General features: G+C 76.2%; 13 protein-coding genes. 5 read left to right on the top strand and 8 right to left on the bottom strand.

Features of this window, described 5'->3' with window-relative positions; genetic code table 11:
* Window positions 1-2: 2 nt before the first annotated feature.
* Together RM844_RS08510 and RM844_RS08505 are read right to left on the bottom strand one after the other, a co-directional pair.
* Window positions 3-518, bottom strand: a complete 516-nt coding sequence (locus tag RM844_RS08510; RefSeq protein WP_311666352.1) for a (2Fe-2S)-binding protein — start codon at window positions 516-518, stop codon at window positions 3-5.
* Window positions 509-1,396, bottom strand: coding sequence for an FAD binding domain-containing protein (locus RM844_RS08505; protein WP_311666351.1), 888 nt, complete (start codon window positions 1,394-1,396; stop codon window positions 509-511). The genes RM844_RS08510 and RM844_RS08505 overlap by 10 nt, the downstream gene beginning before the upstream one ends.
* Before the next feature lie 267 nt (window positions 1,397-1,663).
* Here RM844_RS08505 and RM844_RS08500 point away from each other — a divergent pair, with 267 nt between their 5' ends.
* Window positions 1,664-3,328, top strand: coding sequence for a PucR family transcriptional regulator (locus RM844_RS08500; protein ID WP_311666350.1), 1,665 nt, complete (start codon window positions 1,664-1,666; stop codon window positions 3,326-3,328).
* A 201-nt stretch (window positions 3,329-3,529) separates the two neighbouring features.
* Window positions 3,530-4,342, top strand: a complete 813-nt coding sequence (locus RM844_RS08495) for a hypothetical protein (RefSeq protein ID WP_311666349.1) — start codon at window positions 3,530-3,532, stop codon at window positions 4,340-4,342.
* Between the two features lie 434 nt (window positions 4,343-4,776).
* Here RM844_RS08495 and RM844_RS08490 read toward each other — a convergent pair whose 3' ends face one another.
* On the bottom strand, window positions 4,777-5,493 hold the full coding sequence (locus tag RM844_RS08490) for a GntR family transcriptional regulator (protein ID WP_311666348.1): 717 nt from the start codon (window positions 5,491-5,493) through the stop codon (window positions 4,777-4,779).
* Between the two features lie 134 nt (window positions 5,494-5,627).
* On the opposite strand from RM844_RS08490, the gene RM844_RS08485 reads away from it, so the two are divergent.
* The gene (locus RM844_RS08485; protein ID WP_311666347.1) at window positions 5,628-6,452 is read left to right on the top strand and encodes a (2Fe-2S)-binding protein; all 825 of its coding nucleotides are present in this window, start codon (window positions 5,628-5,630) and stop codon (window positions 6,450-6,452) included.
* A 235-nt stretch (window positions 6,453-6,687) separates the two neighbouring features.
* The gene (locus tag RM844_RS08480; RefSeq protein ID WP_311666346.1) at window positions 6,688-7,659 is read left to right on the top strand and encodes a DUF2637 domain-containing protein; all 972 of its coding nucleotides are present in this window, start codon (window positions 6,688-6,690) and stop codon (window positions 7,657-7,659) included.
* A gap of 51 nt (window positions 7,660-7,710) precedes the next feature.
* Here RM844_RS08480 and RM844_RS08475 read toward each other — a convergent pair whose 3' ends face one another.
* The 5 genes from RM844_RS08475 to RM844_RS08455 form a co-directional block, all read right to left on the bottom strand.
* Entirely contained in the window at window positions 7,711-8,193 is a 483-nt protein-coding gene (locus RM844_RS08475) for a methylated-DNA--[protein]-cysteine S-methyltransferase (protein ID WP_311666345.1), read from the bottom strand.
* Window positions 8,194-8,262: 69 nt separating this feature from the next.
* Window positions 8,263-9,729 carry an AlkA N-terminal domain-containing protein gene (locus RM844_RS08470; protein ID WP_311666574.1) on the bottom strand — a complete coding sequence of 489 codons (1,467 nt, stop codon included), beginning with the start codon at window positions 9,727-9,729 and terminating at the stop codon, window positions 8,263-8,265.
* A gap of 83 nt (window positions 9,730-9,812) precedes the next feature.
* Complete coding sequence (locus RM844_RS08465) at window positions 9,813-10,274, bottom strand: PPOX class F420-dependent oxidoreductase (RefSeq protein WP_311666344.1); 462 nt, start codon at window positions 10,272-10,274, stop codon at window positions 9,813-9,815.
* 68 nt (window positions 10,275-10,342) lie between these two features.
* Entirely contained in the window at window positions 10,343-12,754 is a 2,412-nt protein-coding gene (gene lon, locus RM844_RS08460) for an endopeptidase La (RefSeq protein ID WP_311666343.1), read from the bottom strand.
* Between the two features lie 734 nt (window positions 12,755-13,488).
* On the bottom strand, window positions 13,489-14,403 hold the full coding sequence (locus RM844_RS08455; protein WP_311666342.1) for a helix-turn-helix domain-containing protein: 915 nt from the start codon (window positions 14,401-14,403) through the stop codon (window positions 13,489-13,491).
* 121 nt (window positions 14,404-14,524) lie between these two features.
* Between RM844_RS08455 and RM844_RS08450 the strand changes: the two genes are divergently transcribed.
* Entirely contained in the window at window positions 14,525-16,180 is a 1,656-nt protein-coding gene (locus RM844_RS08450) for an acyl-CoA dehydrogenase family protein (protein WP_311666341.1), read from the top strand.

The raw sequence follows: 16,180 nt of genomic DNA, 5'->3' as shown, positions 1-16,180 counted from the left end.
GGTCAGGGCCTCCGTTCGGGGGTCGGGCCGGCGCCGGCCGGGTCGGGCGCCCCCGCGGCGCGGGCCGCGGCCAGCCGGACCGCGTCCAGGACGGCCTCGTAGCCGGTGCAGCGGCAGAGGTTGCCGGAGAGCGCCTCCCGGATGTCGGCGTCCGCCGGGCGCGGGACCCGGGCCAGCAGGTCCTCGGCCGCCAGCAGCAGCCCGGGGGTGCAGAAGCCGCACTGCACGGCGCCGGTCTCGACGAACGCCGCCTGGATCGGGGCCAGTCGGCCGTCGGCCTCGGCCAGCCCCTCGACGGTGCGGATCTCGGCGCCCTCCGCCTGCCCGGCGGCCACCAGGCAGGCGCAGACCAGGTCGCCGTCCAACCGGACGGTGCAGGAGCCGCACTCGCCCTGCTCGCAGGCGTTCTTGGCGCCCGGCAGGCCGAGCCGTTCGCGCAGCACGTACAGCAGGCTCTCCCCCTCCCAGACGTCGTCGGCGGTCAACGGCCGGCCGTTGACGGTGAGGTTCACACGCATTCCGGGGCTCCTTCGGGCCGGGCCTGGGCCCGCCAGGCCCAGTCCAGGGTGCGGCGGGCCAGCACCCGCACGGCGTGCCGGCGGTAGTCGGCGCTGCCCCGCACGTCGTCGATGGGGGCGCAGGCGGCGGCGGTCAGTTCGGCGAACCGCCGGGCGGCGGCCGGCGGCGGGGGCCGGCCGGTGGTCCAGTGGTCCCCCTCGGCCAGCACCCCGGCCAGGAACTCCTCGGCCTCGGTGGCCCGGATCGGGGTGGGGGCGGCGGAGCCGACTCCGGTGCGCACCGCCCGCTCCTCGGGGCGCAGCGCCACGGCCACCGCGCAGACCGCGATCACCATGGCGTTCCGGGTGCCGGCCTTGGCGAACTGCTGGGGCCCGGTGGCCCGGTCGACCAGCACCGAGTGGATCAGCTCGTCGGGCGCGAGCGCGTTCCGCTTCGGGCCCGTGTAGAACTCCTCGACCGGGATGGCACGGGTGCCGCGCACGCTGGCCACCTCGACCCGGGCGCCGGCGGCGAGCAGCGCCGGGTGCGCGTCGCCGGCCGGCGAGGCGGTGCCCAGGTTGCCGGCCACGGTGGCCCGGTTGCGGATCTGCGGCGAGCCGACGGTGCGGGCGGCCAGCGCCAGCGCGGGCAGTTCGGCGCCGAGCCGGTCGATGACCGTGCGGTAGGGCACGCAGGCCCCCAGCCGCACCGCCCGGTCCGCCGGCCCCCAGGCGCGCAGTTCGGGGACGCGGCTGAGGTCGAGCAGCCGCTCGGGGCGGCGCCGGTCGAAGTTGATCTCCACCATCAGGTCGGTGCCGCCGGCCAGCGGCACCGCGTCGGGGTGCGCCGCCTTCACGGCCAGGGCCTCCGGCCAGGTGGCCGGGCGAAGGAACTCCATCGGGTCGGCTCTTTCCGCTTGCGGACGGGCGGGCTCGGCGCGCGCGGCGCCGTCGGGCGCGAACGTGCCGCACGCCCGGTATGGGACGACGCCGGACGGGGCCACACGACAGGCGCGCGTCCCGGGCCTCCAGTAGAGCCCGACCCGGCCCGCCGGGGGCAGTCACGGAAGGCCCGAAGCCCACGACTGGCGGCACTACCGTTCTTGTAGATTCATCCGAAGAACCCGCCACGGACGCCGTTCACCAGCCCGTCGAGGGAGTCAGAGATGCGCCTGCGCGCCCTTTTGGAGTCGGACCAGCTCGGCCTGCGACTGTTGTGGGGCCGCGAGGAGTTGGACCGCCCGGTGCGCGGGGTGATGACCACCGACCTGCGGGACCCCAGCCGCTACCTGCACGGCGACGAGCTGGTGCTGACCGGGCTGGCCTGGTGGCGCGGGGCGGCGGACGCCGAGCCGTTCGTCCGGCTGCTGGCGGCCGCCGGGGTGGCCGGGCTGGCCGCCGGGACCGCCGAGTTCGGGTCGGTGCCCGACGAGTTGGCCACCGCCTGCGCCCGGCACCGGCTGCCGCTCTTCGCGGTCGCCGAGGAGGTCGGCTTCGCCGATCTCACCGAGCACGTGGTGCGCCAGGTCTCCGTCGAGCGGGCCGGCGACCTGGCCGCCGTGGTGGCCAGGCACCGCCGGCTGACCTCGGCCGGCGGCGGGCCGCGGGCGGTGCTCGCCCTGCTGGGCTCCGATCTGGACCTGCCGGCCTGGCTGTTGACGGCCACCGGCCGGCCGGTGGCCGACTCGGGGGCCGGGCCGCTGCCGGCCGGCGTCGGCGCGGAGCTGGCGGCCCGGCGGCTGGCCGCCGGCGGGGCGCCGCCGGGGCCGCAGCGGGTGGCGCTGCCGGCCGGCGGGCCGGGCGGCGGGGTCTACTCGCTCTTCCCGGTGCCGGGCGAGGGGCTGGTGCCCGGGCCAGGCGCCGGGTCGCCGGCCGACCGGCGCCCCGCGCTGCTCGCCGACTGGCTGCTCGCGGTCCGCGCCGACACCGGCGACTGGCCGGCGGAACGGCTGGCGCTGCTGGACGGGGTGGCCGGGCTGGTCGCGGTGGAGCGCGACCGCCGGGAGGCCGCCCGCGGGGTGCGCCGGCGGCTCGCCCAGCAGGTGCTGGAGCTGCTGACCACCAGCGCCCCGGCGGCCGAGGTGGCCGCCCGGCTGCGGGTGGCCGCGCCGGTCCTGCTGCCAGGCCGGGCCGGCCAGGACTGGCAGCTGGTGGTGGCCCGACTCAGCTGGCCGGACGCCGGATTCGACACCGGGCCGACCGCCCGCGCGGTACTGGAGGAGCTGCTCGGCGACCCGACCGAGCCGGACGCCGAGGTCGCGGTGGCGCACGCGGACGGCGAGGCGGTGGCCCTGCTGCCGGTCTGCCCGCTGGCCGAGGCGGGCACCCCGGGCGCCCCGGTGCGGGCCGAGACGCTGGAGAGCGCGGCCCGCCACCCGCTCACCGCTGGCCTCGGCACCGGCGGCCGGCTCACCCTCGGGGTCAGCTCGGCCGTGCCGGAGGCCGAGGGGCTGCGCGGGGCGCTGCGCGAGGCCCGGCACGCCCGGCGGCTGGCCGCGGCCAGGACGGAGCCGGTGGCGGTCGCCGGCCATGACCAACTCGCCTCCCACATGGTGCTGCTCCCCTTTGTCCCGGAGGACGTGCGGGGCGCCTTCAGCGAGCGGCTGCTCGACCCGCTGCGCGAGTACGACCGGCGGCACCGGGCCCAACTGCTGCCCACCCTGGAGGCGTTCCTCGCCGAGGACGGCTCCTGGACGCGCTGCGCCGCCCGCCTCCACCTCCATGTGAACACCCTGCGGTACCGGATCGGCCGGATCGAGCAGCTCACCGGCCGCGACCTGGGGCGGCTGGAGGACGCCGTCGACTTCCTGCTGGCGCTGCGCCTCGGGTGAGGTCCTGGCAACCCCGGGAACACGCCACGGTAACCGGCCCGTAAATGGCTGATTCCCAGCCCTGTCGGGCCCGCCGAATCGACCCGCGCGGCAACTTGTGAACTGATTCACTCTCCCCTCTTGGCCGGGTGCCGTCCCTCATGCTGAGATGCACTCACATCACGAGGGGCTAACAGCACAACGACGCGCTGGGAGGGCGATGTGACGGATACCGCCGTACCACATCCGGTTCTGGAGACGGCGAGCGGAACGGCGCTCGACAGTGCGGTATGGCGGCTGCGGTCCCGAGGCTGTTGGGAGGACGCGGCGGAGTTGCTGGCCCCGGCGGCCCGTCGGGACCCCCGCGCGGCCCTGCTGCGTGCCCGACTCCTCGTCGAGCGCTGCATGTTCACCGGCCAGGGTTGGGAACGCGCCGAGGAGGCGCTGCGCGCGGTGGAGTCGATGACCCTCGACGACGAGGAGCGCGGCGCCGCGGCCTGCGAGCGCGGCTACCTGGCGTACGCGGCCACCCTGCTGCGGGTGCGCGACCGGGCCGACGAGGCCCGCGCCGCCCTCGGGCGGGCCGCCGCGCTGCTGGCCCCCGACTCCCCCGGCCGGCCGCTGCTCGACTTCCGTCGCGGGCTGATGGCCGAGCACGTGAGCGGCAACGCGCGGGCGGCGGAGACCGGTTACCGCCGGGCGCACAACGAGGCGCTCAGCCGGGGCGACGCGCTGCTCAGCTCCTACACCTGGCGCCACCTGGCCGCGCTGGCCCTGGAGAACGACGACCTGCCGGAGGCGCGGCACGGCTTCGCCGAATCGCTGCGGCTGCGCGAGGAGTTGGGCTTCCTGGTGGGCATCGCCCCGGCGCTGGTCGCGCTGGCCGGGGTGCAGCCGGCGGACGAGGCGGCCCGGCTGCGCGCGGAGGCGGCCCGGCTCTACCGCCTGCTGGGCAACGTACCCCGCTGGCTGGCGCCCCAACTGCCCCCGGAACCACCGGCCGAAGCCCCGGCCCCGGTGGCCGCCACGGAGTAACCCACCCGGGCGCGCGCACGCCGGCGCGCGCGCCGCGCGCGCCACGGGATACCGGCGCTGGCCGGCTGCCGGTTCGCGCCAGCGCGCGCCGGGGCGAACCGGCCAGGCGCCCCGGACCGCCCGGCACCGCCCGCACGGCCGGGCCGGCGGCCCGCCTCCCGACGGCGCACACGAATCGGCCACCCTTGACGCTCGCCAACCGCTGGGACACATCCCCAACGGGCGACTCGGCCGCCTTCCCCGGCAGGCAGCCGAGCCCGCCGGGCACGTGCCCGGCGACGCCCGACGGGCGGCCAAGCCGCCCGGTGGCCCCGGCCGCCGCGCCGGGCGGAGGCCCCGACCCGTCACACCGGCGCGCGGTCCCGCCCGCGTCGGGCGGTGGACCTGGCGCCAGACCGGTCGCCACCCGTCAGGTGCCCGGCGGGCCCGGGCGGTCAGGCGACGAGGTGGGCGTGGGCCAGCCGTTCGGTGGCGGCGATGTCGCCGCGGCCGAGGGCGTCCAGCAGCACCCCGTGCTGCCGGGCCTCGGCGAGCAGTTCGACCGAGCCGGGTGGGCCGCCCGGCACCGCGGGGCACTGGGCCTTGCGGTGCAGTTCCTCGGCGACCGCGACCAGTTGCCGGTTGCCGGTCAGCCACAGCAGCTCCCGGTGGAAGCGGCGGTCGGCCTCCGCGTAGCCGAGCACGTCCCCCAGGGCCGCGGCGCCGACCGTCGCCTCGGCGAGCGGGCGCAGCTCCTCGAAGCGCTCGGCCGGCAGCGTGCGGGCCAGCCGGAGCAGCGCCGGCACCTCCAGCGCGGCGCGCACCTCGGCCAGCTCGGCCACGTCGCGCGGGCTGCGCCCGGCGACCCGGAAACCCCGGTTGGGGACCGTCTCGACCAGCCCCTCGCTGGTCAGCTGCTGCATCGCCTCCCGCACCGGGGTGGCGGAGACGCCGTAGCGCTCGGCCAACAGCGGGGCCGAGTAGGTCTGGCCGGGCGTCAACTCCCCGGCGGCCAGGGCGTCCCGGAGCGCGGCCAGCACCTGGGCCCGCACCGAGTGGCGGGTCGGTGGCGGGCGGCGGCGCGCCGCCAGCGCCGACCGGCTTCTCGGCCGTGGTCGCCCGACCAGGGTCGTCGCCCCCGAAATGGCCGATTCCGTTCGGGTGGACTCCATCTTGTCCGCTCCATCCCTCTCGCCCCCGAATCAAGTGGGTTCCAGCACCCTAGGCGGAGTTTCCGGCAGGGCAAACCCCGCACACCGTCGGGTAAGGTAAGCCTTGCCTGCACCAACAAGGGAACGATGGCCCCATGACCGTGCCCGCCGTGGCCGCGACGACGCCGCTCACGCCCGCCTACGCCCGCTTCGCCGAGCTGATGCCCACCCTCCGGGTGACCGAGGGCGAACCGCGCTCCGACGCGGGCTGGACCAGGGCAGACGCGCTCGCCGACGGCGGCGCCGAGCTGGACGCCTTCCTGGCCGACGAGGCCCGGCTGGCGGCCGAGACCTACGGCCGCCCGGCCCGGCCGGACGTCGTGGCGACCTTCGGGCTACACCGCTACGGCTGGCCGGCGGCGGCGCTCTTCACCGTCCCCTACTTCCTGCTCCGCCGGGTCCCGCGGCTGGCTCCCGAGGACGTCTCGTTCCGCCGGGACCCGGCCTGGTTCACGGTCCGGGTCACCGCGTTCGCCTGCCTGCCGGACGATCCGGCGGCCGGTGACCCGGGGGCGCTGGTGGTCCCCGACGAGGAGGCGTTGCGCGCCGAGGTGCGACGCGCGGCGGCCGACCACCTCGGCCCCCTGCTGGACGCCTTCGGCCCCCGGATGCGCCGCCGGTCGCGCGCGCTGTGGGGCGCGGCCGCGGACGAACTGGTCGAGTCGATGTGGTATTTCGGCCATCTCCTGGGCGAGGAGGAGCGCGCCGTGCGGGAGTCGGCCCTGCTGCTGCCGGGCGGCACGGCCCCGTTCGGCAGCGGTGCCGGCTTCCGTGAGCTGGCCGGCCCGGGCGACACCGCCCTGCGTACCCGGGAGCGCGCCAGCTGCTGCATGTTCTATACGCTGCGACCGGCGGACACCTGCGTCACCTGCCCCCGGCTCTGCGACGCCGAGCGCGTGACGCGGCTCACCGCCTCCTGACCGGGGGACGGGCCGCCGCATCCCCGCTTATAACAGATCATTCAGTGATGGGCGGCAAGTTCCGGTGAAATACCACTCGTTGGTGGCATTTCGCCCGAATCGGAACTGACGGCAACTCAGGTAGCATCACGCTTCTTCCAGGGCGGCACGTTCCGGACCGCCCGCTGTGGACTGCTGACCAAGCGACGCCCGCCCGGTGAGCCCGCACTCCCGGGCGTGGGGCACGCGTATCGCGGTGAAGGTGACATACATGGAGTTCAGTTGGGTGTTGGCCGCTGCCGTGGCCCTGGCGGGCTGCCTGGTGGCGACGGCGTTGCTCGCGCGCGGTCGCAGACCGGGCGGGGCCGAGGAACGCGAGACCGACTCCTGGGAGCGGCTGGAGGCGCGCCGCCGGCGCCGTGAGCGGCTCTACGCCTCGGCCTCCTACACCCTGCTCTTCTGCTGCGCCGGGGTCGCCGCCGCGCTCTCCTTCCAGGGGCTGGTCGGCTTCGGGCGGGAGAATCTCTCGCTCTCCGGCGGCTGGGAGTACCTGGTGCCGTTCGGGCTGGACGGCGCGGCCATGTTCTGCGCCGTGATCGCCGTCCGGGAGGCCAGCCACGGCGACTCCTCGATGGGCTCGCGCCTGCTGGTCTGGCTCTTCGCCGGCGCCGCCGCCTGGTTCAACTGGGTGCACGCGCCGCGGGGCACGGGCCACGCGGGCGCCCCGCACTTCTTCGCCGGGATGTCGCTCTCGGCGGCCGTGCTCTTCGACCGGGCGCTGAAGCAGACCCGCCGGGCGGCGCTGCGGGAACAGGGCCTGGTGCCCAGGCCGATGCCGCAGATCCGGTTCGTCCGTTGGCTGCGGGCGCCCCGGGAGACCTTCGGCGCCTGGTCGCTGATGCTGCTGGAGGGCGTGCGCACCCTGGACGAGGCGGTCGAGGAGGTGCGCGAGGAGCGTCGGAACAAGGAGGAGGCGCAGCGCCGGCAGCGCGAGCAGCGGCAGTTGGAGCGCGCTCGGTTGCGGGCGATCGGGGGCGGCCCCCGGCTCTTCGGACGCGGCCGGCGTCCGCTGCCGCCGGCGGTCGCCCAGGAGCCGGCGGCGCTGGAGGCGGCCGCCCAGCCCCGGGCGCTGCCGGGCGTCGATCCGGACGCCGGGGTCTCCACCGCGGCTCCGCGGCTGGACACGTTGGAGGAGAAACTCGCCAAGATCGAGCGGCAGTTCGGCTGACGCCGGCCGGCTCGCGAACCAGCCCCCGGGCCCCCGGGGGCTTTCGCGTGCTCAGCCCAGCGCGGCGCCCTCGTGCAGCAGCAGCTGCCGCTTGCGCTCCAGGCCGCCGGCGTAGCCGGTGAGGGAGCCGTTGGCACCCACCACCCGGTGGCAGGGCTTGATCACCAACAGCGGGTTGGCGCCCACGGCGCCGCCGACGGCACGCACCGACCGGGCCGGGAAGCCGGCCAGCGCGGCGAGTTGGCCGTAGGTGGTGGTGGCGCCGAAGGCGATCTGGTCGAGCGCGGCCCACACCCGTTCCCGGAACGGGGTGCCCGCCGGCTCCAGGACCAGGTCGAACTCCTCTCGGCTGCCCGCGAAGTAGGCGTCGAACTGCTCGGCCGCCGCCCGGAAGCCCGCGTCGTCGCGGACCCAGTCGGGCTGGACGGTGGCACCGCCCCGCTGGCCCGGCACGGTGACCGAGGCCAGCACGCCGGGCCGGGGGCCGGCGATCAGCAGGTCGCCGAGCGGGCTGGGGTGCACGGTGTAACGCATGGTGGTTCCTCAGGGATGTCGGGCGGTCGGGAGCGGAGGGTTCGGGCGGGGCGGTCAGCGGCGGAGGGTTCAGGACGCGGTGGCGTGCCAGAGGTGGTGGACGGCGTAGGAGCGCCAGGGGCGCCACTCCTCCGCGTCGGTCGGGGAAGCACCGAGCAGGGCCAGCCCGTGCCGCACCCCGGCGTCGCCGGTGAGCAGCACGTCGGGGTCGCCGAGCGCCCGCATCCGGACGTAGCCGGCGGTCCACGGGCCGATGCCGCGCAGCGCCAGCAGCGCCGCCGTCACCTCGTCCCGGTCGGCGCCCGGGTCCAGCACGACCCGGCCGTCGGCCAGCGCGGCGCCCAGGGTGCGCAGCGTCGCCCGGCGGCTCTCCGGCATGCCCAGCTCGGTCAAGGGCGCGTCGGCCAGTGCGGCCGGCTCGGGGAAGAGGTGGGTGAGGCCGCCGTCGGGGCGGTCCAGCGGCTTGCCGAGCGCCGCCACCAGCCGGCCGCCCAGGGTGCGGGCGGCGCCCACGGTGATCTGCTGGCCCAACACCGCGCGGACGGCCAGCTCCGCCGGCTCGGCGGCGCCGGGCGACCGCAGCCCCGGGGTGGCGGCGACCAGCGGCCCCAGCAGCGGGTGCCCGCCGAGCCGCTCGGCCACCGCGTAGGGGTCGGCGTCCAGGTCGAAGAGCCGCCGGAGGCGCTGCACGGCGCAGGTCAGGTCGCGCGGGTCGGACAGGTGCAGCCGACAGGGCAGCCAGCGGCCGCCGGTCGCCCCGGCCGACTCGCCGACCTCGGCGATCCCGGTGCCGTGCGGCAGCGCCAGGGTCCGCCGGTAGCGCCGGTCGCCGGCCGGGCCGCTGGTCTCCTCGACGCCGGGCAGCGCGCGCCGCTGGAGGAAGTCGAAGACCGCGCCGGCCGCGTAGGCCCCCCGGTAGGCCAACCGCAGCGGGATGCCGGCGCCACCGGGCCCGGCCGCCGGGCCGTCCCGGTCGCCGGCCGGCGCCGCGGCGCGCAGGGCGCTGGGGGTGCGGTCGTACACCGCGCGGATGGTGTCGTTGAACTGGCGGACGCTGGCGAAGCCGGCCGCGAACGCCAGCTCGGTGATGGGCAGCTCGGTCGTCTGGAGCAACACCCGTGCGGTGTGCGCGCGTTGCGCCCTGGCCAGCGCGATCGGGCCGGCGCCCAGCTCGGCGACGAGCTGGCGCTGCACCTGACGGGCGCTGTAGCCGAGGCGGTCGGCGAGGCCGGCGACGCCCTCCCGGTCCACCACGCCGTCGCTGATCAGCCGCATCGCGCGGCCGACCGCGTCGGCCCGGACGTTCCACTCGGCGGAGCCGGGGACGGCGTCGGGGCGGCAGCGGCGGCAGGCGCGGAAGCCGGCGCCCTGGGCGGCGGCGGCCGAGGGGACGAAGCGGACGTTGGCCCGCTTCGGGGTGGTCGCCGGGCAGCTGGGGCGACAGTAGATCCCGGTGGTCAGGACGGCGGTGAAGAACACCCCGTCGAACCGCTCGTCACGGCTGCGCACCGCCTGGTACCTGCTGTCGTCGTCCATCACCCCGCCAGTGTGCGGGGCGGCACGCCCCCCACACTGGCGGGATTCGGACACGGAGGTGGTGCCTCCGCCGTGGTGCGCCCCTACGCGAGCCGGGCCGGGAAGCCGCCGGTGGCGATCGGACCCCAGCGCTCCGGGGTGACCCGGATCAGGGACTTGCCCTGCCGGGCCATCGCCGTCCGGTACTCGGCCCAGTCCGGGTGCTCCCCGGCGATGTTGCGGTAGTACTCGACGAGCGGCTCCACGGCCTCGGGGACGTCCAGCACCTCGGCACTGCCGTCGAGCTGCACCCAGGGGCCGTCCCACTCGTCCGACAGCACCAGCACGCTCACCCGCGGGTCCCGCCGGGCGTTGCGGACCTTGGCCCGCTCCGGGTAGGTGGACATCACGATCCGGCCGGAGTCGTCGACGCCGCAGGTCAGCGGCGAGGACTGGGGAGCGCCGTCGGCCCGCCTGGTCAGCAGGATGGCACGGTGCCTGGCCCGGACGAAGTCCAGCAGGCCGTCGAGGTCAACGCGCGTGTTCGTCGCGATCGAAGGACTCATAACGGCAGACCATACGCCCCCTCCCGGCGGTCCCGTGCGGGGCCGTCGGGAGGAGACGAAACCGCCGGTCAGGCGGCCAGCGTGGCCGGCGACTCGGCCGGCGCCCCGGCCGGCGCGAGGGCCAGCTCCAGCACCTGCCGGACGTCCGCCACCGGGTGCACCCGGAGCGTCTCCAGCACCTCGGCCGGCAGGTCGTCGAGGTCCGGCTCGTTGCGCGCCGGGATGATCACCGTGGTCAGCCCGGCCCGGTGCGCGGCCAGCAGCTTCTGCTTGACCCCGCCCACCGGCAGCACCCGCCCGGTGAGTGACACCTCGCCGGTCATCGCCACCTCGGGACGCACCCGGCGCCCGCTGAGCAGCGAGGCCAGCGCGGTGGTCATGGTGACCCCGGCGCTGGGCCCGTCCTTGGGCACCGCGCCCGCCGGCACGTGCAGGTGGATGCCGCGCTCCCGCAGGTCGCCGACCGGCAGCTCCAGCTCGGCGCCGCGCGAGCGGAGGTAGGCGAGCGCGATCTGCCCGGACTCCCGCATCACGTCGCCCAGCTGGCCGGTGAGGGTCAGCCCGGCGCCGCCGGTCTCCGCGTCGGCCAGCGAGGCCTCGACGTAGAGCACGTCCCCGCCGGCGCCGGTGACGGCCAGGCCGGTGGCCACGCCCGGCACCGAGGTGCGGCGGACGCCAGGCTCCTGGGCCGCCTCCGGCACGTGGTGCGGACGGCCCACCAGGCGGCGCAGCCCGTCGGCGGTGACCGCGTGCGGCAGGGTCAGCTCGCCCAACTCGGCCTGGGCGGTGACCTTCCGCAGCACCCGGGCGATCATCCGCTCCAGGCCGCGCACCCCGGCCTCACTGGTGTACTCGGTGGCGAGCCGGCGCAGCGCCGCCTCCTCGACGGTGACCTCGTCTGCGGTCAGCCCGGCCAGCCCCAGCTGCCGGGGCAGCAGGTGGTCCCTGGCGATGGTGACCTTCTCCTCCTCGGTGTAGCCGTCGAGCCTGACCAGCTCCATCCGGTCCAGCAGCGGCTGCGGGATGGCCTCCAGGGCGTTGGCGGTGGCCAGGAAGACCACGTCCGAGAGGTCCAGCTCGACCTCCAGGTAGTGGTCCCTGAAGGTGTGGTTCTGCGCCGGGTCCAGCACTTCGAGGAGCGCGGCCGACGGGTCGCCCCGGTAGTCGGCGCCGACCTTGTCGATCTCGTCGAGCAGCACCACCGGGTTCATCGAGCCGGCCTCCTTGACGGCCCGCACGATCCGGCCGGGCAGCGCGCCCACGTAGGTGCGGCGGTGGCCCCTGATCTCCGCCTCGTCGCGGACGCCGCCGAGCGCCACCCGGACGAACTTCCGCCCCATGGCCTTCGCCACGCTCTCACCCAGCGAGGTCTTGCCGACCCCGGGCGGGCCGACCAGCGCCAGCACGGCGCCGCCGCGCCGGCCGCCGACCACGCCCAGGCCGCGGTCGGCGCGCCGCTTGCGCACCGCGAGGTACTCGGTGATCCGCTCCTTGACGTCGGTCAGCCCGGCGTGGTCCGCGTCCAGCACCGCGCGGGCGCCCGGGATGTCGTAGGAGTCCTCGGTCCGCACCTGCCAGGGCAGTTCGAGGACGGTGTCCAGCCAGGTGCGCAGCCAGCCGGCCTCCGGACTGGCGTCCGAGGCCCGCTCCAGCTTCTCCACCTCCTTGAGCGCGGCCTGCCGCACCCGCTCCGGAAGGTCGGCGGCCTCGACCCGGGCCCTGGGGTCCGCCTCGTCGCCGTCCGGCGAGCCGCCGTCCAGCTCGGCCAGCTCCTTGCGGACCGCCTCCAGCTGGCGACGGAGCAGGAACTCGCGCTGCTGCCGCTCGACGCCGTCCTGGACGTCCTTGGCGATGGACTCGGAGACCTCCTCCTCCGCCAGGTGGTCGCTCAACCAGCGGCTGGCGTGCCGGAGCCGCTCCACCGGGTCGAGCGTGCTGAGCAGGGTGGCGCGCTGCTCGGCGGTGAGGAACGGGAAGTACCCGGCGTTGTCCGCCAGCGCGCCCACCTCCTCGATGCCGGCCACCCGGTCCACGGCCTGCCAGGCGCCGCGCTTGCGCAGCCAGCTGGTGGCCAGCGCCCGGTACTCCTTGACCAGCTCGGCGACCGCCCCGGGCAGCGGGCTCGGCTCCGACTCGTCGACCGGGCCGACCTCCACCCACAGGGCCCGGCCCGGGCCCGTGGTGCCGGCGCCGACCCTGGCCCGGCGCAGCCCGCGCACCAGGGCGCCGGGGTCGCCGTCGGCCAGCCGGCCGACCTGCTCGACCCGGCCGACCACGCCGAGCGCCGGGTAGCTTCCGTCCAGCCGGGGCACCAGCAGCACCCGCGGCTTCTCCCCGCGGGGCGCGGCGGACTGGGCCGCCTCCACGGCGGCCCGGACCTCCGCGTCGGAGAGCTCCAGCGGCACCACCATGCCGGGCAGCACGGCCTCGCTCTCCAACGGCAGCACGGGCAGGGTGAGTACGTCGAACGACGCTTCCATGACGCCTCCCTTGGCAGGCAAATTGAGCTATGCCGACTCAATGCTGGAGCGGGGGCGAGATGTTCCCGGGGGCCGGCCCGTGTTCGCTGTGGGCGATCAACGGGTGGCCCGCCGCCGGCCGGGCCACGGGATAGAGGACGCCGTGCCGCCCACCGCTATTCCGGCGAAGCCGGGGTAGCGGTGAGCGGCCTGCCGGGGGCCCCGGCAGGGCCCTTTGCCACCGGGGCTGCCGGGCAGGCGACTGACCAGCACCTCGACGGGCTACCAACCGGCGCTTCCCCGCGGACGGTCGCCGGGCGCGTCTCGGCCGGGACCGCCCGGCAGGTGACGGACCGGCGCTTCCCCACCAGCGGTTGGCGAACGCCTCACAGCCGGGACCCTCCGGCTGACGCGCCCCCGACCGGCGGCAGACCGGCGCCTCCAGGCGGACGGTTGGCGGGTACGTTCGGCAGCGGCTCCGGCGGACGACGGGCCGGGTTCCCTGCGGAGCTTCCTCACCGACAACCGACCGCGCCCTCCGGTCGGCGGTAGCCAACCGTGTCCCCACAGGGGGTTCCCCGACCGGCGGTTGGCGGGGGCGGTCCGGGAGGGACGTTGCGGCACGCGGAATCGCGGCAGCCTCCCGACCAGCGGTTGGCGAACGTCTCACGGCTCACCGGCACATCCCCGGCGGGCCGCCCGCCGGCAGGGCGAGGCGCCCGGCCCGGGCGGGTCGGACGGGGGCGAACCCGGGGTCAGAGCTCGCGGAGCGCGGCGAGCAGGAAGTCCTCGGTGGCGTCCGGCGGCATCGCCTCGACGGCCAGCCGGTTCATCACGTGCCGGTACTGCTCGACATCACCCGGTTTGTCCGGGTAAGCGCCGCCGGTGAGCTGCTCCAGGTAGACCACGTCCGGCAGGTCACCGCCCGGCGGGCGGAGCACCGTGACCGGGCCGGCGATGGCCGAGTGGGCGCCGGCCGCGAACGGCACCACCTGGACGGTGACGTGCGGCAGCCGGGACACCTCCAGCAGGTAGGCCAACTGCCGGCGCATCAGCCCCCGGCCGCCCATCGACCGCCGCAGCGCCGTCTCGTCGATGACCGTCCACAGGTAGGGCGGCCGGTCCCGGCGCAGCACGTGCTGGCGGGCCATCCGCAGCCGCACCCGGCGTTCCAGCCGCTCCTCCTCGTCCGGGACCAGGGAGATCACCGCGCGCGCGTACTCCTCGGTCTGGAGCAGCCCGGGCACGAACTGGAGTTCGTAGCCACGGATCACCGTCGCCGTCTGCTCAAGACCCAGGTAGACATGGAGCCAGCTGGGCACCACGTCGTGGAAGAACTGCCACCAGCCCTGGCTGTTGGACTCGCGGGCCAGCGCCAGCAGGGTGCCGCGCTCCCCCTCGTCGTAGACCCCGTAGAAGGCGAGCAGGTCGATGACGTCCCGGACCTTGAAGCCGGTCTTGCCCATCTCCAGGCGACTGATCTTGGAGTGCGAGCCACGGATGCAACGGCCGGCGTCGGCGCCGGTGATGCCCTGGGACTCCCGCAGCGCGCGGAGCCGGTTCCCCAGGATCATCCGGGGCACGGTTGGCCCCGTCTGCCGGAAGTCCAACGCCATCGACGCCGCGTCCAGCTCGCCGAGGACGCCATCGGTATCCAGCCCCAACGCCATCTGTCGCTCCCTGCCGTCGCCGCCGAACGCCCCACTGTACTAGGGCAGTCGGGGAGCGGTAGCCCCTGATGTGCGGGTCGTGGGGGTGCCGCCGCGCTGGTCCGGCGCCTACCGTGGAGTCATGACGCCCAGCACCCACGCGGTCACCAACCAGGTCCCGCCGCTCGTCGGCCACGACGTGTTCGCCCAGGACGCGGCGCTCACCGAGGGCTTCGCCCGCCAGGTGGCGCCCGAGGTGGCCGACGAGGCCACCGCCGAGCTGTCGGCGCTGGGCCGGTCGGCCGGCTCGGCCGAGGCCGCCGAGTGGGGCCGGCTGGCCAACGAGAACCCGCCTGCGCTGCGGGTTTTCGACGCCGTCGGGCACCGGATCGACGAGGTGGAGTTCCACCCGGCCTGGCACCAGCTGCTGGACCGGGCGGTGGGGGCCGGCCTGACCGACGCCTGGTCGCGGCCTTCCGGCCAGTTGCGTAGGACGGCCGGATTCTTTGTCTGGTCCCAGGTGGAGGCGGGGCATGGCTGCCCCATCTCGATGACGCACGCGGCCGTGCCCGCGCTGCGCGCCACGCCCGCGCTCGCCGCCGTCTGGGAGCCGCTGCTCACCTCGCGGGTCTACCAGCCGGGCCTCGGGGTGCCGGCGACCGGGAAGGCCGGCGCGCTGGCCGGGATGGGGATGACGGAGAAGCAGGGCGGCTCCGACGTGCGGGCCAACACCACCCGGGCCGAGCCGGCCGGCGAGCCCGGCCTCTACCGGCTGACCGGCCACAAGTGGTTCTGTTCCGCGCCGATGTCGGACGCCTTCCTGGTGCTGGCCCAGGCGCCCGGCGGGCTGAGCTGCTTCCTGCTGCCCCGGGTGCTGCCGGACGGCAGCCGCAACTCCTTCCGGCTGCAGCGCCTCAAGGACAAGCTGGGCAACCGTTCCAACGCCTCGTCCGAGGTCGAGTTCGACGGGGACACCCTGGCCTGGCTGGTCGGCGAGGAGGGGCGGGGGGTGCGCACCATCATCGAGATGGTGGCGGCCACCCGGATCGACTGCGTGACCGGCTCGGCCGCGCTCATGCGGCAGGCGGTGACCCGGGCGATCCACCACGCGGCGCACCGGGAGGCCTTCGGCGGCCCGCTGATCGACAAGCCGCTGATGACCAACGTGCTGGCCGACCTGGCCGTGGAGTCCGAGGCGGCCACCGCGCTGGCGCTGCGGCTGGCGGCGGCGGCCGACGCCGCGGCGGCCGGTAGTCCGCACGACCGCCACCTGCTGCGGCTGGCGGTGCCGGCCGCCAAGTACTGGGTGACCAAGCGCTGCACGCCGGTGGTGGCCGAGGCGTTGGAGTGCCTGGGCGGCAACGGCTACGTGGAGGAGTCCGGGCTGCCGCGGCTGCTGCGCGAGTCGCCGCTCAACTCGCTCTGGGAGGGCTCGGGCAACGTGCAGGCGCTGGACGTGCTGCGCGCGCTCCAGCGCGAGCCGGGCGCGCTCAACGCCTTCCTCACCGAGGTGGGCCAGGCCACGGGCGTGGACCACCGGCTGGACGCGGCGCTCAAGGGGCTGCTGACCGAACTCTCCGATCTGGAGGGAGTGGAGGGTCGGGCGCGCCGGGTGGTGGAGCGGCTGGCGCTGGTGCTCCAGGGCGCGCTGCTGGTGCGCTTCGCGCCGCCGGAGGTGGCGGACGCGTTCTGCGCCTCCCGGCTGGGCGGCGACGGCGGCGGCAGCTTCGGCACCCTGCCGGGCGGCGCCGGGTTGGCCGCCGTGGTGCGCCGGGCGCGGGCGGTGCCGGCCGGGTAG

The sequence above is a fragment of the Streptomyces chisholmiae genome, assembly GCF_031845445.1.
GTDB lineage: Bacteria > Actinomycetota > Actinomycetes > Streptomycetales > Streptomycetaceae > Streptomyces > Streptomyces chisholmiae.
Note: the sequence above shows the minus strand (reverse complement) of the source record. Positions and strands in the feature narration are given on the sequence as shown.